The organism is Nocardia sp. CDC153 (assembly GCF_035818515.1).
Classification (GTDB): domain Bacteria; phylum Actinomycetota; class Actinomycetes; order Mycobacteriales; family Mycobacteriaceae; genus Nocardia.
Map to the genome: position 1 here is coordinate 939,596 of NZ_JAYKYU010000003.1, position 17,192 is coordinate 956,787.

At 68.8% G+C, this 17,192-nt stretch carries 18 protein-coding genes, 1 tRNA gene and 1 riboswitch; of the genes, 5 read left to right on the plus strand and 14 right to left on the minus strand.

The genetic code is table 11. The features are described 5' to 3' along the window. Positions 1 to 15: 15 nt before the first annotated feature. On the minus strand, positions 16 to 651 hold the full coding sequence (locus VMT65_RS20965) for a LysE family translocator (RefSeq protein WP_326310001.1): 636 nt from the start codon (positions 649 to 651) through the stop codon (positions 16 to 18). A gap of 113 nt (positions 652 to 764) precedes the next feature. After that, positions 765 to 1,424, minus strand: coding sequence for a biliverdin-producing heme oxygenase (locus VMT65_RS20970; RefSeq protein ID WP_326310002.1), 660 nt, complete (start codon positions 1,422 to 1,424; stop codon positions 765 to 767). 209 nt (positions 1,425 to 1,633) lie between these two features. On the opposite strand from VMT65_RS20970, the gene VMT65_RS20975 reads away from it, so the two are divergent. Beyond that, positions 1,634 to 2,485 carry a class I SAM-dependent methyltransferase gene (locus VMT65_RS20975; RefSeq protein ID WP_326310003.1) on the plus strand — a complete coding sequence of 284 codons (852 nt, stop codon included), beginning with the start codon at positions 1,634 to 1,636 and terminating at the stop codon, positions 2,483 to 2,485. Between the two features lie 63 nt (positions 2,486 to 2,548). Then, positions 2,549 to 2,662: riboswitch (SAM riboswitch) on the plus strand. A gap of 55 nt (positions 2,663 to 2,717) precedes the next feature. Continuing rightward, the gene (locus tag VMT65_RS20980) at positions 2,718 to 4,031 is read left to right on the plus strand and encodes an aminotransferase class V-fold PLP-dependent enzyme (protein WP_326310004.1); all 1,314 of its coding nucleotides are present in this window, start codon (positions 2,718 to 2,720) and stop codon (positions 4,029 to 4,031) included. A 14-nt stretch (positions 4,032 to 4,045) separates the two neighbouring features. Here VMT65_RS20980 and VMT65_RS20985 read toward each other — a convergent pair whose 3' ends face one another. Both VMT65_RS20985 and VMT65_RS20990 read right to left on the minus strand, forming a co-directional pair. Beyond that, entirely contained in the window at positions 4,046 to 4,234 is a 189-nt protein-coding gene (locus VMT65_RS20985) for a hypothetical protein (RefSeq protein WP_326310005.1), read from the minus strand. An 18-nt stretch (positions 4,235 to 4,252) separates the two neighbouring features. Further along, positions 4,253 to 4,702 (minus strand): DUF2752 domain-containing protein, encoded by a 450-nt coding sequence (locus tag VMT65_RS20990; protein WP_326310006.1) that lies wholly within the window; start codon positions 4,700 to 4,702, stop codon positions 4,253 to 4,255. 127 nt (positions 4,703 to 4,829) lie between these two features. Between VMT65_RS20990 and VMT65_RS20995 the strand changes: the two genes are divergently transcribed. After that, positions 4,830 to 5,456: a hypothetical protein gene (locus tag VMT65_RS20995; RefSeq protein ID WP_326310007.1), complete on the plus strand. Its 627-nt coding sequence runs from the start codon at positions 4,830 to 4,832 to the stop codon at positions 5,454 to 5,456. Positions 5,457 to 5,533: 77 nt separating this feature from the next. Here the strand turns inward: VMT65_RS20995 and VMT65_RS21000 are convergent, their stop codons facing one another. Beyond that, complete coding sequence (locus VMT65_RS21000) at positions 5,534 to 6,181, minus strand: TetR family transcriptional regulator (RefSeq protein ID WP_326310008.1); 648 nt, start codon at positions 6,179 to 6,181, stop codon at positions 5,534 to 5,536. Positions 6,182 to 6,315: 134 nt separating this feature from the next. Between VMT65_RS21000 and VMT65_RS21005 the strand changes: the two genes are divergently transcribed. After that, a complete protein-coding gene (locus VMT65_RS21005; protein WP_326310009.1) occupies positions 6,316 to 7,101 on the plus strand; it encodes an SDR family oxidoreductase in 786 nt (261 codons plus the stop codon). 25 nt (positions 7,102 to 7,126) lie between these two features. Beyond that, the gene (locus VMT65_RS21010; protein ID WP_326310010.1) at positions 7,127 to 8,191 is read left to right on the plus strand and encodes an NAD(P)H-dependent amine dehydrogenase family protein; all 1,065 of its coding nucleotides are present in this window, start codon (positions 7,127 to 7,129) and stop codon (positions 8,189 to 8,191) included. 2 nt (positions 8,192 to 8,193) lie between these two features. On the opposite strand, the gene VMT65_RS21015 is transcribed toward VMT65_RS21010, so the two are convergent. The 9 genes from VMT65_RS21015 to VMT65_RS21055 form a co-directional block, all read right to left on the minus strand. Then, positions 8,194 to 10,020, minus strand: a complete 1,827-nt coding sequence (locus tag VMT65_RS21015; protein WP_326310011.1) for a copper resistance CopC/CopD family protein — start codon at positions 10,018 to 10,020, stop codon at positions 8,194 to 8,196. Then, complete coding sequence (locus VMT65_RS21020) at positions 10,017 to 10,706, minus strand: YcnI family protein (protein ID WP_326310012.1); 690 nt, start codon at positions 10,704 to 10,706, stop codon at positions 10,017 to 10,019. The genes VMT65_RS21015 and VMT65_RS21020 overlap by 4 nt, the downstream gene beginning before the upstream one ends. Beyond that, positions 10,703 to 12,118: a pyridoxal-phosphate dependent enzyme gene (locus VMT65_RS21025; RefSeq protein WP_326310013.1), complete on the minus strand. Its 1,416-nt coding sequence runs from the start codon at positions 12,116 to 12,118 to the stop codon at positions 10,703 to 10,705. The genes VMT65_RS21020 and VMT65_RS21025 overlap by 4 nt, the downstream gene beginning before the upstream one ends. Next, positions 12,115 to 12,957, minus strand: a complete 843-nt coding sequence (locus VMT65_RS21030) for an ABC transporter ATP-binding protein (protein WP_326310014.1) — start codon at positions 12,955 to 12,957, stop codon at positions 12,115 to 12,117. The genes VMT65_RS21025 and VMT65_RS21030 overlap by 4 nt, the downstream gene beginning before the upstream one ends. Next, positions 12,951 to 13,970 (minus strand): ABC transporter permease, encoded by a 1,020-nt coding sequence (locus tag VMT65_RS21035; protein ID WP_326310015.1) that lies wholly within the window; start codon positions 13,968 to 13,970, stop codon positions 12,951 to 12,953. Before VMT65_RS21035 ends, VMT65_RS21030 begins: the two co-directional genes overlap by 7 nt. Next, complete coding sequence (locus VMT65_RS21040; RefSeq protein WP_326310016.1) at positions 13,967 to 15,049, minus strand: ABC transporter substrate-binding protein; 1,083 nt, start codon at positions 15,047 to 15,049, stop codon at positions 13,967 to 13,969. The genes VMT65_RS21035 and VMT65_RS21040 overlap by 4 nt, the downstream gene beginning before the upstream one ends. Positions 15,050 to 15,164: 115 nt before the next feature. After that, positions 15,165 to 15,237 (minus strand) — tRNA-Thr (locus VMT65_RS21045). Between the two features lie 82 nt (positions 15,238 to 15,319). Further along, positions 15,320 to 16,534, minus strand: coding sequence for a DNA polymerase III subunit delta' (locus VMT65_RS21050; RefSeq protein WP_326310017.1), 1,215 nt, complete (start codon positions 16,532 to 16,534; stop codon positions 15,320 to 15,322). 42 nt (positions 16,535 to 16,576) lie between these two features. Further along, positions 16,577 to 17,083: a DinB family protein gene (locus tag VMT65_RS21055; protein ID WP_326310018.1), complete on the minus strand. Its 507-nt coding sequence runs from the start codon at positions 17,081 to 17,083 to the stop codon at positions 16,577 to 16,579. Between the last annotated feature and the right edge of the window lie 109 nt (positions 17,084 to 17,192).

Below are 17,192 nucleotides of genomic sequence, written 5' to 3' on the forward strand. Positions count from 1 at the left end.
GCCGCGGCTGGCGGCCTATGCGGCGGAGGCCGCGGTGCCGATGCCCAGCGCGGCCAGAATCGCGGCGCTGGCCTGTTCCAGCCGGGCCCGGATCTTCGGCCGCTTCAGCAGCGACACCGCCCGCGCGGCCGCGACCGCCAGCACGATCATTTCGATTGCGGCGACGGTGGATTCGATCGCGCCGAGCGTGAGCGTGTTCACGAAGGTCACGTGGGTGAGGAACTGCGGCAGCACCGCAAGGTAGAACAGGCCCACCTTCGGATTGAAGATGCACGACAGCAATCCCGCGGCGAACGCGGAACGAATCGAGATCGGCTTCCCTTCGGCCACCGCGACGTCCACCGGCTCGGCCTCCTGCTCCCGTCCGCGCCGATGCTCGAGCAGCGCCCGAATCCCCAAGTACACCAGGTAGATTCCGCCGATCACCTTGAGCGTGCGATACGCCGTGGCCGATTGCTCCAGCAGCGCCGCCACCCCCGCCGCGACCACGGTCGCCCATACGATCCCGCCGAACGCCGACCCCACCGCCGCCGCGACCCCGGGCCGCGACCCGTTCATCGAAAACCGCAGCACCAGAAAGGTGTCCGGGCCAGGCGTGAGCGCCAACAGCACGCACAACCCCACGAAGCTCAACAGCAGCGGAAAACTCATACCGTCCATGGCAACCCATCACCGCGAACCCACGCAAGGGCAATACCGAACCCACGCAGGGGCAGTACCGCTGACCCGCCCCCGACGGACAGGTCAGCGGCACGGGGTCGGTTTCAGTTCCGCGCGCTGAATTCCGCACCCAGTTCACGGAACACGTCGGTGTTCATCGTGAACGCCAGCCGTGCCTCGTCGAGCACGCGATCGACTTCCGACCCCTCGAGCGGAAGCCGGTCCAGGCTTTCCCGGTACTCGCGCTTGAACGCGGCCGGATTGCCGATCTCCTCGAAGACGTAGAAGCGCACCCCATCGCCCTTCTTGGGCAGATTCCACAGCTTCTCGGCGGTGCCGCGAATGACCTGTCCACCCGAGAGATCGCCCAGGTAGCGGGTGTAGTGGTGCACGACGTATCCGGCGGGCCACTCGCTCGCGCACTCCTCGACGCGCGCGGCGTAGGCGGCGGTGGCGGGCAGCGCGGACAGCTCGTCGCGCCAGTTCGCGCCGCCGAGGTGGGCCAGATCGGCCTCGAGCGAGGCCAGCCGCGCCAGCTCCGGCTTGACGAACGGACCCGCGACCGGATCGGAAGCCAAAGCCTCGGAACGCTTTTCGAGCGCGGCGTACACGAACCACAACTGCGAGGTGTACCGATAGAACGCCTCGACCCCGAGCTGCCCGGTCAGCAGGTCACGCATGAACGTGGAATGCTCCGCCTCGTTGTGCTGCTGCTCGGTCGCGGTGCGAATGAGCGTCGAGAACGGGGTGCCGGTATCCAACATGGTCGAGCTCCTCGCGATCAACTCCGGGGGCACCCCACTTTGGCTACCCTAACTTCACTTCGACCATACGCCCCAGCAACCCCTTCGCGATTCGAACTTCCCGCCCCACCCCCTCCAACTTTCGGACGATTTTTCCCATCCGGACGTGCCCTTCGTCACACCGCATCGATCCGGTCGACGCTCCACCGACCGCCTGCAACAGTGGTCCCATGGCCACTCGAGCCGCCGATACCCCACTGATCCCGATGCTCATCGCCGCCGCGGAGAGCGCCGAGCGCTCCGGGAACCGGTTGCTGACCGACGACCTGGCGATCCGCATGCTGCCGCTCGGACTGCGACCGCTGGTACGCAACCGAACCACCCGGGGCTGGTTGCGCAAGGTCATGGCGCGGGAGGGGCCCGGGTTGTGGGACAGCCTGGCCTGCCGGAAGCGGTATTTCGATGAGCAGACCGATGCGGCCGTTCGGGCGGGAGTCGGGGCGGTGGTGGTGCTCGGGGCGGGGCTCGACACTCGGGCCACCCGGCTGGTGGCGGCGGCCGGGGTTCCGGTCTTCGAGGTGGATCTGCCGGTGAACATCGAGTTGAAGCGGCGGCGAATAGCGCTGCCGGACAACGTTGTTCAGGTGGCGATCGATTTCGAGACACAGGATCTCGCGACGACTCTCGCCGAGCGTGGTTACCGGGGCGAGAGGACAACGCTTTTCCTCTGGGAGGGGGTTACCCAGTACCTGACCGAGAAGGCGGTGCGCGCGACGTTGGCGACCCTCGCCGCCGCGCCCGCGGGGAGCCGGCTGGTCTTCAGCTACGTCCGACAGGATTTTCTCGACGGCACGAATCTCGAGGGATGCGACGGCGCGTATCGGAGATTCGTTGCGGGAAAGGGTATTTGGCGATTCGGATTGCTGCCCGGGGATGTTGCGGAACTGCTCGCCGAGTACGGGTGGCGGGAGCTGGAACAGGTGGGCGGGCGGGAGTACGTCGAACGGTTTCTCGCACCGCTCGGCCGGGGCGCGGAAGGCGTGCCCGACCTCGAACGCTGCGTCACCGCGACCAAGGTCTGAGTCCGACGGGCCCGACGGGCGGGGTTGACAAGGCCGCGAATCGTCTGCCAATCTCTGCAATCAGGTCATGAGTACCAGCGCTAAGCCCCGGCTAGCTGGTCGGCAACCCTCCTCCGCGGTGGGGTGCTCCGGGTGACGACCGGGCCGTAGCCCGACCGGGTACGGCAAGCGCGGACTCTCGATCGATACTTTTTTTCCGATCGCGTGTCCATGAAGCCGATGGGATTTCGTGATGACCGCATTCGCCGACCAGACCTGTGCCCCGCTCGCCGCCGTGTCCGGCGCCGACCTCCAGGTCCCGCTGGTCCAGGGCGGGACCACCACCTACGCCAACTTCGACTACGCCGCCAGCGCCCCTGCGCTGCGGCAGGTCACCGACCGCGTCGCCGAGCTGCTGCCGTTCTACGCCAGCGTGCACCGGGGTGCGGGGTACGCCTCCCGGGTCTCCACCGACTGCTACGAATCGGCGCGCGGTTCGGTCGCCCGCTTCCTGAACGCGGCCGACGACCAGGTCGTGGTCTTCACCCGCAACACCACCGACTCGCTGAACCTGCTGGCCTCCTGCGTGCCCGGCGACACCGTGGTGCTGGATGTGGAACACCACGCCAACTTCCTGCCCTGGACCCGGCACGGCCGCCGGGTGGTGCCGGTCGCCGACACCATCGAAGAGACCATTCAGCGCCTGGTCGCCGAGCTCTGTTCGAAACCGGCCGCGCTGCTGGCGGTTACGGGCGCGTCCAATGTGACCGGTGAACTGCTCCCGCTGGAGCGGCTGGCCTGGATCGCGCACCAGTGCGGCACCCGCATTCTGGTGGACGCCGCGCAGTTGGCCCCGCACCGCCGCATCGATCTGCGGACCACGGGCATCGACTACCTGGCCTTCTCCGGCCACAAGGCCTACGCCCCCTTCGGCGCGGGCGTGCTGGTCGGCCGCCGCGACTGGCTCGACGCGGCCGAGCCCTACCTGGCGGGCGGCGGTGCGGTGCGCTCGGTCACCACCGACGGCGTCGAATGGGCCCCCGCCCCGCAGCGGCACGAGGCCGGTTCCCCGAACGTCCTGGGTGTGGCCGCATTGGCCGCCGCCTGCGACGCCCTCGCCGACCTGGACGAGACCACGGTCGTCGAGCACGAGCAGTACCTCACCCACCGCCTGCGCTACGGCCTGAAAACCGTTCCGGGCGTGAACTTCCTGCGCGTCTGGCGCGACAGCACCGACGCCGTCGGCATTGTCGCCTTCACCATCGACGGCTTCGAGCCCGGCCAGGTGGCCGCCTACCTCTCGGCCGAGCACGGCATCGGCGTGCGTGACGGCCGCTTCTGCGCCCATCCGCTGTTGTCCCGCCTCGGCGTGGACGCCGCCCTGCGCGCCAGCATCGGCCTCGGCACCACCGCCGCCGATGTGGACCGCCTCATCGATGCCATTGCCACGCTCGTCGAGAACGGCCCGACCTGGAATTACGCGCGCACCGAGGGACATTGGAACCCGGTCCCGGAGACCCGCCCGTTCGGCGATGCGTCGACCGGCGCGGCGCCCTGCGGCTTCTGACCGCGGATTCCGGACTACGGCACGAGGTATCGGGCCGCGAGCTCCTCGATCACCGGATCGTCATCCGCCACCGCGTCCAGCAGGTCGAGATCGTCCTGCACCGAGACCTGCCGGGTGTCGCCCTGCTCGGGATCGGGCGGCCCGTCCTCCTCGAGTTGCCGCACCATCTTCTCGCGCACGCGGTCCCGCAGTGAGTCGCTCATACGCAGAGCATGCCCCGGTTAAACAGGCGCAATCCAACTCCCCCACGGCGTGTTCCGCACGACGGTGAAAACAACGAGGAAGGCGAGCGCGAGCCACAGCGCGTATTTGGGCAGGATCTGAGGTAGTCGCGGCGGTGTCGGATGACCGCGCCAGCCGCGCACCAGCCAGGTGCCCCACCAGGCGATGAAGCCCAGCGTCAATGGCAGCAGCAGCACATTGCTGTGAATGGCGTCGAGAATCCGGCCATCGGTGAGGTTGTGCAGCCCCCGCAGCCCACCGCAGCCGGGACACCAGTACCCGGTGAGCTCGTAGAACGGGCAGTATCCGTAGGTGCCGGACACGTGCGGATCCCGGAAGTGCAGCAGCGCCAGCCCACCGGCCACGGCCCCACCGGCCAGCAGCGGTAGCCCGACGCCGAGCCACCGCGGGCGCGCGGGCGATTCGATTGCTGCTGCCGTGGTATCCACGACCACCAACGGTAGCCGCGCCACCGCCGACCTGCCAGATCACTCCCGGACTTCGCACCCCCGGGAACCAAGCGCGCTTGGGTATGCTGCCCCGACAATCGTTTTCGAGCTCGGGGGAATTCCACTCATGTCACAGAACTCGGGTGGCAGCAAGATTCGCGGCGCGCTCGCCGCGGTCGGCGCCATCCTTTTGATCATTTTCATCAAGGTCGGCATTCGTGTCATCGGCCATCTGTTCGGTCTCATCGGCCTGGCGGTGGTCCTGCTCATCGGCGTGGGCGCGTACTTCGCCTTCAAGAAGAAGAACGAGACCGCGACCACCGCCGCGCCGGTATACACCCCGGCCCCGAGCCCGTACGACGCCAATACCCCCGTCCAGGGCTACCCGGCCCCGCAGGGCTTTCCGCCGCCGCCGACCGGCGCGCCCGACCAGCGCTACCTGCCGCCGCCGAGCGGTGTGGCCGCCCCGGGTTACTCGGCACCGCCTGCCTACCCGCCCGCCGCGAATACCGTTCCCTCCCAGGACTATCCCGCTCCCGGCTACGCTCCCGCGCCACAACCGACCTACCCGGCCCCGCAATCCCAGCCCCGCTACCCCGTGCCGAATCAGCCGGGCTACGGTGCGCAGCCGCCGAATCCGTCGGCGCCGCAGGGCTACCCGGCTCAGCCGGGCGGATATCCACAGCAGGGGTATCCACAGCAGCAGGGGTATCCACAGCCCGCAACGCCGAATTATCCCCAGCAGCAGCGGTAATCCACCGCCATACCGCCATGCCGCCATTCGAAGGCCCGTCCCGGTTCGATCCGGTACGGGCCGTTCCCTTTTCCGCGTCAGCGAATCGGAGCGCGCTCCACGACCGGCGCGGTCAGCACGCCCGCGAGCATGTCGACGATCTCACCCCAGGCCGCGACATCGCCCGCCGTCACCCGCCCGGCCTCCACGGCCCGCTCGTGATCGGCCAGCAGCGCGAACAGAATGGTCGGCAAGGCTCGTAACCGCCGCAGCCGCAACCTTTTCGGCAGCGCGGTCAGCTCCCGCTCGAGCTGCCGCATGATGACCCGGACCGAGGTGCGCCGCGCCGATTCCAGATTGGCCGCGTCATTGACGGCGGGGTGGGTGTGTATCTGCTCGAGAAACCGGCCGTAGTGGTTGATTCCCTGCTGATCGCTCAGCTCGAGCATGGGGATGACGAGCGCCTCCAGCAGGTCGTGTACACCCGTCGCCCCGGCCGCGGATTGCTCGGCGAGCAGTTCCAGCCGCCGCACCTCCAGCGTGGCGAGCCGATGTTCCACCACCGCGAGAATGAGCCCGTCCCGGGATCCGAAGTGGTACTGGATGGCCGAGTTGTTCCGTTGCCCCGCGGCCGCGGCGATATCGCGCAGCGGCACCGCCTGCCCGCGCTCGGCGATGAGCCGTTCCGCCGCCACGATGATGCGCTCGCGCGCCTGCGGCTGCTGATTTTTCTCGGTTATCGCCACCGCTCGCCCTCCGTCCTCGACACAGTGTGCACCATAGCCGTTCACCAGCGGATAAAGAACTTCTCCTTGACGATTAAGAACTGATACTTAAAGCTGCTTGTGACTGTCGTCACCCGAGAAGGACTGATTTCGCGATGATCCTGGACACCTTCCGACTGGACGGCCGTGTGGCCGTCGTGACCGGCGCGGGCCGCGGCATCGGCGCCGCCACCGCCCTGGCCCTCGCCGAAGCCGGTGCGGACGTGGTCATTTCGGCCCGCACCGCCGCCCAGCTCGACGAGGTGGCGGGCAAGATCCGCGCCCTGGGCCGCACCGCCGTCACCGTCCCGGCGGATCTGTCGGACCTCTCCGCCGTCGCCGCCCTCGCCGACACCGCGGCCGAACTGGGCCGCCTCGACATCGTGGTCAACAATGTCGGCGGCACCATGCCCAATACGTTCCTGACCACCACGTCCGAATTCCTCGAAGAGGCATTCCGTTTCAATGTCTCCACCGCGCACGCCCTCACCCAGGCCGCGGTGCCGCACATGTTGAAGAACGACGGCGGTTCGGTCGTCAATATCTCCTCGATGATGGGCCGCTCCCCCGGCCGCGGCTTCCTGGCCTACGGCACCGCCAAGGCCGCCCTCGCGCATTGGACCCGGCTGGCCGCCGCCGATCTGTCCCCGCGCATTCGCGTGAACGCCATCGCCGTCGGCTCCGTGCTCACCTCGGCGCTGGAAGTCGTTGCGCAGCAACCGGAGATCAAGAAGCAGATGGAGGACGCCACCCCGCTGCACCGCCTGGGCGAGCCGTGGGAGATCGCCGCCGCCATCGTCTACCTGAGCTCCCGAGCGGGCGGCTACGTCACCGGCAAGGTGCTCGAGGTCGACGGCGGCATTGCCGCACCCAACCTGGACCTTCCGATTCCCGACCTGTAATCGTCCGCACCACAGGAGCTTTCCCATGACCTATCGCGTAGTCCAGTGGAGCACGGGCAATGTCGGCCGTCGCACGCTGCGCTCCATTATCGCCCGCCCCGAACTCGACCTGGTCGGCGTCTGGGTCTCCAGCGCCGAGAAGGCCGGCAGGGACGCCGGTGAGCTGGCCGGCCTCGACCGCGAAATCGGTGTCACCGCAACCCAGGACGCCGAGGCGCTGCTGGCGCTGCGGCCCGACTGCATCGTGCACACCGCCATGGCCGACGACCGCCTGATGGAGGCGGTGGAGGACCTGAAGACCTTCCTCCGCGCGGGCATCAACGTCATTTCCAGCAGCCCCGTCTTCCTGCAGTTCCCCTACGGCACCCTCCCCGACGAGGCCATCGCCCCCATTGTCGAGGCGGCCGAGGCGGGCGGCGCCTCCCTGTGGGTCAACGGCATCGACCCCGGTTGGGCCAATGACTGGCTGCCCCTGCTGCTGACCAGCGGCTCCGAGCGCATCGACAAGATCATCTGCTCGGAGGTGATGGACTACTCCACCTACGACAACCCGAAGGTGCTGTTCGACATCATGGGCTTCGGCAGCGCCCTGGACGAGCTGCCGCTGCTGCTGCAGCCGGGTGTGCTGACCCTCGCCTGGGGTAGTGTCATCCGCCAGCTCGCCGCCGCCCTGGACATCGAACTCGACTCCGTCACACAGCATTTCGAGCGCCTGCCCGCGACCGAGGAGCTGAAGGTCGGCAGCCACACCATCGCCGAGGGCACCGCCGCGGCATTGCGCTTCCAGGTGCACGGCGTCAGCAAGGGCCGCGAGATCCTCACCCTCGAACACACCACCCGCCTGCACCCCGACCTGGCCCCCGACTGGCCGCAGCCCGCCGGAAAGGGTTGCTACCGAGTCGAAGTCCAGGGCGAGCCCGACTACATCCTCGACCTCCAGCTCTACAGCAACGGCGACCACGCCGAGGCGGGCATTGTCGGCACCGCCGCCCGCCTGGTCAGCGCCGTCCCCGCCGTCGTCGCGGCCCGCCCCGGCCTCCTCACCGCCATGGATCTCCCCCTGACCACCGGTCGCGGCCTGGTCTCCTGACCTCACCACACCCGATACGGCACCGTGGCGGCGTATCCATTGGTCCGATCCGCCACCACGGTCAGCCGCAACCGCCACTCCCCCGCCATCGTCACCGGAACCGCCCGCGACACAAAGTAATCCGGCCCGATCTCCACCGGCTCCACCCGCCGAAAAACCACCTCCACCGGCCCGACACCCCCGTCGACGCGCTCCAATCGCCCACCCACCCCCAACGCCCCGACCGGCGTCCCCGCCGAATCCCGCAGCCGCACAGTGAATTCCTGCCGCCCGGCATGCGTCCCGTCCACACTCACCCGCGCCCGCAACGGCCCGACCGACGCCTCCAAGGTCACCGCCGGATCATAGGTATCGCGCGCCGGAGCAACCCCCGTCAGCAACGCGGTCACCACCAACACGGCGACCTGCACCCCAATCTCGGCCCGCACCAGCCACCCCGACCTCCACCCGATCATCCCTCGCCGCACCGAGGGCGCCCGAGCCGCCACGAAGCCCCCGACACCGCGCGTCGCGGCTGCGCGCACCACCAGCGCCACGCCCACCGCCAACACCACCAGTGCCAGCTTGACCAGCAGCAACCGCCCCCACGACGTATCCCACAGCGCGGCAACCGGACTCACCGCCCGCCAACTCTGCACCAGCCCGCTCAGCACCAGTACGGTCACCGCCCCGCCCGCCACCGGCCCAAATCGCGCCACCACCTCCGCCCGCCGCGCCGTCCGCCACGCCAGACCGACCAGAATCACCCCGCCGACCCACACCGCCATCGCGAGCACATGCAGGACAGTCGAAATAACGGCTGCCCACCTGTATTCACCCGTCACGGCATGACCGGACACCGCCACGCCGAGCACCACCGCAGCGCCCGCGACTACCGCGGCCATATCGCGTCTGACGGCCGTGGCTCCCATCGATAGGCCGGACAACAGCTCACCGCCGACGCCGAATGCACCCCTAGGTCGCGGAATGGTCGGCTCGAGACTCACTTCCCGCCCCACATCGACACCGCCCACACCCGCCCTGTGACGCACGGTGCCATCCTGGCGGACGGCGACTCCTCCTGCCGTCGCCGCCCACCCCAGCGCGATGGCGGCGACGACCCGTACCAGCGCCGACGCACCCAAGAGCGAGGTCGACGACTGCACCCACACTTTTGCGTCGCCCCATCCGGCAGCACCCGCAAGCCGCCCCGGGGTGGCCGCGAAGGTCAAGAAGGCCGCGATCGCCATCGCGGCCGCACCGACGCGGATCAGTTGGGTGATCGCGCGGGTTCGCAACGCCTCCGGCCAGATCACCCGCGCGGCGAGCGGAATACCTACGGCCAGCACGATTCCCAGATATCCCACAGCGGTCAGCAGTCGGACCACGGTGTCGAGCATCGCGATGAGCGGGTCGGGGTGGGCGGCGGTCACCGTCAGGTCGGGTGGGACGCCGATGCCGAAGACGATCGAGCCCGCCACCACGTGTCCGTCGGCCGACAGCAGTGACCAGCCAAGCAGGTAGGTCCCCTCGGGAGTCCCGGACCGCAACCGCAGTGCGATCGTGCGCCCGCCGTTCGAAGTCTCCGCGTTCCCGGTATCCACGCGCTCGCCGTCGCGATCGGTCACGGTGACCGCGTTCGGCGCGGCCGTCACCGGCTCGTCGAAGGTGATCGACACCCGATCCGGCGCGTGATCGACCATTGCCCCGTACGCCGGGTCACTGCCGACGAGGACCGCGTGTGCGGAAGCCGTTGCCGCGCCGAGAAATACCGCGACGGTCGCGTACCCCAGAAGAATCAGCGCGGCGAGCGACCACCGCGTCCCACGCGGCGACCGTCTCGCGGTCATCTCTTGATGCGAACGCGCCGCAGCTTCGGCGCGGCCGATACGACCAGAGCCCCGAGCGCGACGACCAGGGCGGCCTCGGCCAGGCGGCGTGACGAATCCTTGTGCGTCACCGATTCGGTCGGCGCGGCGGCAGGCTGCCCGTGCGTACCATCTTGCGCAGCAGCCAGTTTCAGCACCGGCGCGGGCTTGTCCGGAGTGGTTCCGTCGGAAGATCGCTCGATCCAGGAAACGACCGAGCCGTCGCTATAGGTCTGAATGGCCGGAAACGCCAGTTCACTCGTGTGCGGCAGCGGGCCGACCTGGAGTTTGAACTCTCCGAATTCCCCGGGTCGAATCGAAACCCCTTCGCGCGCAGTGAAAGTGACGCTCGAAACGTAGTCGCTGACCTTGCCGCCGTGCCCATTGTCGACCGGTGTCGCCAGCGTGCCCCGTTTCTGCGTCACATCCCATCCCGCGACCGCCTCATTGCGCACGACCGCGAGCGGATGATCCTGCGGCAGCGTGATTTCCAGCTTCACCGTCCCGGCCGTGGCCGATTCGGTCGGCACCCGCACCGTCACCACCGCGAATTCGCCGGGCTCGGCATCGGGCGCACTGATCCCGACGTGGGCCGCGGCGGTACCGGCTCCCGCCAGCCCGAGTTCCGCGGCGATCACCGCGACGGCGGTCCAACGTGCGAATGTCACTGTGTTTCTTCCTGTTCCGTGTAGTCGGTGAGCCGCGTCGCGTCGATGACCGCGATGGCCCGCCCTTCGTGTGCGAGGACGACGGGTCCCGGTCGTCCGCCGATCCGGGTGAGCGCCCGAGCGAGCGGCTCGGTGGTGCCGACGAACGGCAGCGGAGTTCCGAGATGCTCGCTCACCGGGTCCGTTTCGGGTGCGTCGGCGAGGTCGGCGGCCGTCACGGCACCGAGAATCTCGGCCACCACGGTCGGCCCGGAGGCCGGGCGCTGCAGGACAACGGGCAGCGCGGCACGCTCACCCAACAGCGCTCGCGCCTGCCCCACCGTCGCCCCGGAGGCCACCGCCACCAGATTCGCGTCCCGCTCGACCTCGCCCAGCACCGCGCCGACCGTCACTCCGGCCGCGGCCGTGGTCAGCGGAAACCCCAAGCTGCCCAACCATTCATCGTTGTAGTACTTCGACAGATAGGCCCGCCCCGAGTCCGGCGCGACAACCACCACCACGTCCTCGGGCCCGAGCGCCCGCGCGGTGCGCAGCGCCGCCGCGATGGCCGTCCCCGACGAACCGCCCAGCAGCAGCCCCTCCTCGCGTGCCACCCGATGCAGGATCCGAATGGCCTCGACATCGGGTATCCGCTCGATCCGGTCCACCACCTCCGTGTGATACGACTCCGGCCATTCATCGACCGCGGTCTCGGGATGCCGGAAGTGCCCGACCGCCTCCACGTACCAGATCCGCCCGTCGCCGCCGCCGTAGACCGAGGTCACCGGGTCGGCCCCGATCACCCGCACGGTCCCGCCCGACGCTTCCTTCAAATATTCACCGCTCCCGGTAATGGTCCCGCCGGTCCCGATGCCCGCCACGAAATGCGTGACGCGCCCGCCGGTCTGGTCCCAGATCTCGGGCCCGGTGGTCGCCTTGTGCGCGGCCGGATTGGCGGGATTGTCGTACTGCCCCGCGAACCAGGCCCCGGGAATCTCCGCGGTCAGCCGCAGCGCGACCGAGCGCAGATGCTCGGGATGGTCGACCGGCCGCAATCCGGGCGTCTCGTGCACCTCGGCGCCGTGCGCGCGCAGCAGCGCCTTCTTCTCCGCGCTCACCCGATCCGGGACGACCACGATGGTCCGGTATCCGCGCGCCGCCGCCAATGCGGCCAGCCCGAGCCCGGTATTGCCGGAACTGGCCTCGACCACGGTCCCGCCGGGCCGCAACTCTCCCGCCCGCTCGGCGGCCAGCAGCATGCCGAGCGCGGCCCGATCCTTCACGCTCCCACCGGGATTCAGATATTCGAGCTTGACGTACACGGTGGCACGGATATCGTCGACGACCCGGTTGAGCCGTACCAGCGGCGTATGCCCGATGGCCTCGGCGACGGAGTCGAACACGCCCGCGGCGTGCGTGGAAACACCGGTCATGCGGCAGCCCTGCCTGTCTCGCCGAGCGCGGTGAACAGCTCTCGGCGCAATCGGAGATATTCGGGATCATCGTGGTCGCGCGGGCGCGGCAGCTCGATGGCCAAGTCCCGCACCACTTTTCCGGGACGTGGCGTGAACACCACGACCCGGTCGGCCAGCCGCAGCGCCTCGTCCACGTCGTGGGTGACGAGTACGGCGGTGAAGCGATCGCGCTCCCACAGCCGCGCGATCTCGCCCTGCAGGGTCGCGCGGGTCAGGGCGTCGAGCTTGCCCAGCGGTTCGTCGAGCAGGAACAGCCGGGGCCGGTTCACCAGCGCCCGGGCCAGTGCCACCCGCTGCGCCATGCCGCCGGACAGCTGCGCCGGCAAGGTGTCCCGAAATCCCTGTAGCCCAACGAGTTCCAGTGCCTCGGCGATGCGCTCCCGCTCCTGCGCCAGCGTTCCGCGTGCCTGCGGTCCGAGGGCGACGTTCTGCTCGACGGTCCGCCACGGGTAGAGCGTCGGATCCTGAAACATCAAGGCCCGATGCGGATCCGGGCCGACAATGGGTTGGCCGTCCGCCCGCAGCGTCCCCCGGGACGGTCGCTCCAGCCCCGCGAGCAGCCGCAAGAGCGTCGACTTCCCGCACCCCGACGGCCCGAGCAGCGCCACGAACTCGCCCGGCTCGATGCGCAGCGAGATATCGGTGAGCACCCGCAGCCGCCCCAATTCCTGTGCCCGCGTGGGTGTCGGCGCGGGCCGCCCCAACACCCGGTCGAGGACCGTGCGCTTGCGCGCCCCCGCCACCGTGAACTGGTGTGACACCCCGTCGATGTCCACCGCGATGCCTCGGCTCACCATCGCACCAAATCCTTCTGCCAGGCCAGCGCGCGGTTGCGCAACCGGAGCAGGCCCGCGATCGCGGTGCAGCACACCGCGATCATGATCACGATCGCCGCGTACATGCGCGGGTAGGCGGCCCAGCCCTTGGTCCACTGGATGTACCAGCCCAACCCGTTCTTCACCCCGAGCAGCTCGGCCACGGCCAGCGCGGTCAGCGACGCGCACAACCCCATGAACAGGCCGGTGAAAATGTTCGGCAGCGCACCCGGCACCGCCACCCGCCAGATCAGAAATCGATTCGTCGCGCCCAGCGTCTGCGCCACATCGAAATATCCGCGCGCCACCCCGGACACGCCCACCCGGGTCAGGAACGACACCGGGAACCACACGCCCAACGCGACCATGAACAGGCTGCCCAGATATGTGCTCGGGAACAGGATGAACACCAGCGGCAGAATGGTGGCGGGCGGCACCGGACCGATGGTCATGATGACCGGATTCGTCCAGTACGCAACACTTTTCGCCCATCCGGTGGCTATGCCGGTGGCCAGCCCACCCACCGCGCCGATGGTGAATCCGGTGACCAGCAACAGCAGCGAATGCCACGTGCAGGACAGCAGCAGCCCGCCGTCCTCGTAGAACACCAGCAGCATCTGCTGCGGCGAGGCGAAGTGCGGCGGCTCCAGCCATCCGGTCTTGGCGGTGCTGTACTCCCAGACCAGCAGCCACGCGGCGAGCACACCGATCCACGGCGTCCAATGCCGCAGCCGCAGCGTCGCGCCGCGATGGCGATAGGCGAACACGGCCCAGACGGTGAGTCCGAAAGTGATTGCCGCGGACAGTATTCCGGCGGCAGTGGGGGCCGCCGCCGTCAGCTGGTCCGGCACCACCAGCGTCACCGCCGTGGTCAAGACCCACAGCGACCAGGCCGTCACGAATCCGAGCGTCGGCGCGTACGCGACCGCCTTCCCTTGCGTCGTGGACTCCGGTTTCGCTTCCGCCGCAAGGGTTTCCGCCGGAGCGGTCGTCACCACGTCAGCCCCAGGTCCGCGTATACCTTGTCGGCGAGCACCCGCGCATCCGTCTTCCGATCCAGATACCCGGTCTTGGCGAACTTCTCGATGCCCGGGGTGATCTCCGGCTTGAACTTCACCGCGGACGGGTTGTAGCCATAGGTCTTCAAGGTCGACTCGACCACCGTCAGATCCGCCGCCACATATTTATTGTCGACCTCGAGCGCCGCGGTCCGGCTCAGATTCGCGCCCACCCACCGGCTGCCCTCGGCCCACGCGGTGACCAGCGCCCGCGCCGTATCCGGATCCTCCCGCAGCAGCCGGCCATTGATCGCGGTCGCGCAGCAGAACAACTCCCGATTCGCGCCCTGCTGATTATTGGTCAGCTCCCGCGCCTTGCCCTTCAACAGCGGCAGCAGCGCGTTCGGATCGCTCCCCGCGACGGCCTGGATCTCGCCCCGGGCCAGTGCGTCCCCCAGCTGATCGCCCGGGAACACCCGCCACTCCACGTCCTGACTCGGATTGATCCCCGCGTCCAGCAGATCCAACGAGAAGAACGACATCGACGAATCGCCGATGGCCGCCACCCCGATGGTCTTGTTCCGCAATTCCCCCACCGACCGAATCGCACTGTCCGGCGGCACGATGATCCGCAAGCACCCCTCGTGCAGCCCCGCCGCCAACTTGGCATCGATCCCCTGCTCGATCGGCTTCAACCATGAGAAGAAGATCCCCGGCGCCGCATCCAGCTTCCCGGCCCCCACCGCATCCTTGATCTCATCGGCCCCGGTCTTCACCACCTCGACCTTCAGCCCGTGCTTCTCGAAAATCCCCTGATGCAACGCCGCGAACAACGGCGCCTCACAAATCCCGCCCCCGAACCCGATCTTCAACGCCCGATTCGCCGCCCCCACCCCCGGCGTCCGCCGCGTGGTCAACCAGGCCCCCACCCCGCCCCCGGCAACCACCGCCGCCGCAATCCCGGCCCCCGCGAACAACTTCCGCCGCGAAATCCCCGGAACCTCCACCTCCCCAGCCGCTCCCAAGTCCTCCGACTCGTCCGCATCCCGCCCAGCGCCCAGCTCGTTCTCACTCACCCCACCACACTCCCAAACCCACCCACCCCCCAACCAGACTTCCCCTCACCCCGAACACAAGTCCCCCAAACACAAAAAAAGAGACGAGAACCCACTGGTCCTCGCCTCTTTCCCGAGCCGCCTGGGGGAATCGAACCCCCGACCTTTTCATTACGAGTGAAGCGCTCTACCGACTGAGCTAAGGCGGCGTGCCTTGCGGCGCTCGCGAGTCTATCGTCTCGTGCCCGTTTCGCGAAAACGGGTGGTCGTGGTCACCGGGGACACGGTGGGTCAGGCGGAGCGGGCCGCTATCAGGGCGGCGGCCATGGCTGCTAGGGCGAAGCGGGGCTTGACGTTGGTTTCGAGGGCTTCGCGGCAGTCGAGGACGGCTTGGATGGAGCGGAGCAGGCCCTCGGGGCGGACGTCGGTGGCGAGCTCGCGGATTTGGTCGGCCATGTCCGGGTGGGTGAGGACGACACCGGCGGAGGAGCCGGGGGTGGCGGCGCCGAAGCGGACGGCGAGGGCGTCGCGGTACATGCCCGCCACGTCGATGAGGGCGCGGTCCAGGGCGTCGCGGCCGGTGCGGGTGGAGCGCGACTTCTGGCGTTTCTCCAGTTCTTTCAGCGCGCCCGCGGAACCGCGGGTGGCCGAGGCCGCGCCCTTGCCGGTGCCGCCCGCGCCCAGCGCGACGGCCAATTCCTCGCGTTCCTTCTCGTCCCGCTCGGCGCTGACCTGCTTGGCCTCATCGTCGGCGGACTTCACCAGCTCATCGGCGGCAGCGTAGGCCGCGGCGGGGCGTGCGGTGGCCGTGACCAGGGCCAAGGCTCGCTTGCGCCGGGCGCGGGCCTGATCGTCGGTGGCCAGTCGCCGGGCCCGGCCGACATGGCCGCCGCTGACCGAGGCCGCCCACTCGGCGACCTTCGCGTCCATGCCGTCCCGATCCCGCAGCACCTGCGCGATGGCGGCGACCGACGGCGTGGCCAAATGCACATGGCGGCACCGGGATCGCAGCGTGATCGAAATATCCTCCGGATCCACCGAGGGCGCGCAGAGCAGGAACACCGTCCGCTCCGGCGGCTCCTCCACCACCTTGAGCAGCACATTGCCCGCCGCCTCGGTCAACCGGTCGGCATCCTCGACCACGACCACCTGCCAGCGCCCGGTGCTCGGCCGCCGCGAGGCCACCTGCACGATCTCGCGCATCTCCTTGGTGCCGATGCTCAGACCCTCGGGCACCACACGCCGCACATCGCCGTGCGTTCCGGCCATGGTCGTGGTGCACGCGTGGCAGCGCCCGCAGCCGGGCGTCCCCGCATCGGTGCACTGCAGAGCCGCGGCGAAACACAGGGCGGCCACCGAGCGCCCCGATCCGGGCGGCCCGGTGAACAACCACGAATGCGTCATGGCCGACGACGATCCGGCCCCATCCCGTGCCGCCACCGCCGCAGCCGTCAACTCGGACTCGACCGCTCCCTGGCCGACCAGTCGATCGAAGACACCCGCCACGCCGACAACCTTAGCCGCCACCCCCGACAGCCCGGCCGACGGTCAGTTGGCGCGCTGATACGTGGTGTTGGCCCCGTCCAGCGACTCCCGAATGATGTCGGCGTGGCCGGAATGGTGCGCGATCTCCCGCAGAATGTGCAGCAGGATGTAGCGGACGGTCAGGTGGACGCGTTCGGGAGCCCACGGCGCGGTCGGCGTCGGCACCGAATCCTCGAGGTTCGGTAGCTCGCGGATCAGTTTGGCGGTGTGCTCGGCGACCGCGTCCCACTCCGCCAGCAATCCGGCCACCGTCTGGTCCGGGCCCAGCCGGTACTCGGAATCCATTCGGGAGACATCGAATTCGGAGTTCGGATCGCGCTCGACCAGGATCGTGGTCCAGTGCCGCTCCACATTCACCGCGTGATTGAGCAGACCGCCGAGGGTGAGTTCACTGACCGTGGTGCGCTCGCGCGCCTGTGCGTCATCGATGCCCCGGAGGGTGATCCGGAACATCTCCCGCTGACTGTCGAGAATTTTGATCAGTTCTTCACGCTCATGGTCGACGGTCATCGAATGTCCTTCCGCTGGTTCGAATTCCAGCGCTCACGCTACGGCAGGACACCGACACGAAACCGTCGAAAAAGCGAAGCGCCCCCGCGATGACGGGGGCGCTTCGATC

What these genes read in the sequence shown, in the direction of transcription:
- VMT65_RS21010 (WP_326310010.1), top strand. Translation starts at nt 7,127, where the DNA reads ATGACCTATCGCGTAGTCCAGTGGAGCACGGGCAATGTCGGCCGTCGC.
- VMT65_RS20995 (WP_326310007.1), top strand. Translation starts at nt 4,830, where the DNA reads ATGTCACAGAACTCGGGTGGCAGCAAGATTCGCGGCGCGCTCGCCGCG.
- VMT65_RS20975 (WP_326310003.1), top strand. Translation starts at nt 1,634, where the DNA reads ATGGCCACTCGAGCCGCCGATACCCCACTGATCCCGATGCTCATCGCC.
- VMT65_RS21025 (WP_326310013.1), bottom strand. Translation starts at nt 12,118, where the DNA reads ATGACCGGTGTTTCCACGCACGCCGCGGGCGTGTTCGACTCCGTCGCC.
- VMT65_RS20985 (WP_326310005.1), bottom strand. Translation starts at nt 4,234, where the DNA reads ATGAGCGACTCACTGCGGGACCGCGTGCGCGAGAAGATGGTGCGGCAA.
- VMT65_RS20970 (WP_326310002.1), bottom strand. Translation starts at nt 1,424, where the DNA reads ATGTTGGATACCGGCACCCCGTTCTCGACGCTCATTCGCACCGCGACC.
- VMT65_RS21015 (WP_326310011.1), bottom strand. Translation starts at nt 10,020, where the DNA reads ATGACCGCGAGACGGTCGCCGCGTGGGACGCGGTGGTCGCTCGCCGCG.
- VMT65_RS21055 (WP_326310018.1), bottom strand. Translation starts at nt 17,083, where the DNA reads ATGACCGTCGACCATGAGCGTGAAGAACTGATCAAAATTCTCGACAGT.
- VMT65_RS21005 (WP_326310009.1), top strand. Translation starts at nt 6,316, where the DNA reads ATGATCCTGGACACCTTCCGACTGGACGGCCGTGTGGCCGTCGTGACC.
- VMT65_RS20980 (WP_326310004.1), top strand. Translation starts at nt 2,718, where the DNA reads ATGACCGCATTCGCCGACCAGACCTGTGCCCCGCTCGCCGCCGTGTCC.
- VMT65_RS21030 (WP_326310014.1), bottom strand. Translation starts at nt 12,957, where the DNA reads ATGGTGAGCCGAGGCATCGCGGTGGACATCGACGGGGTGTCACACCAG.
- VMT65_RS20965 (WP_326310001.1), bottom strand. Translation starts at nt 651, where the DNA reads ATGAGTTTTCCGCTGCTGTTGAGCTTCGTGGGGTTGTGCGTGCTGTTG.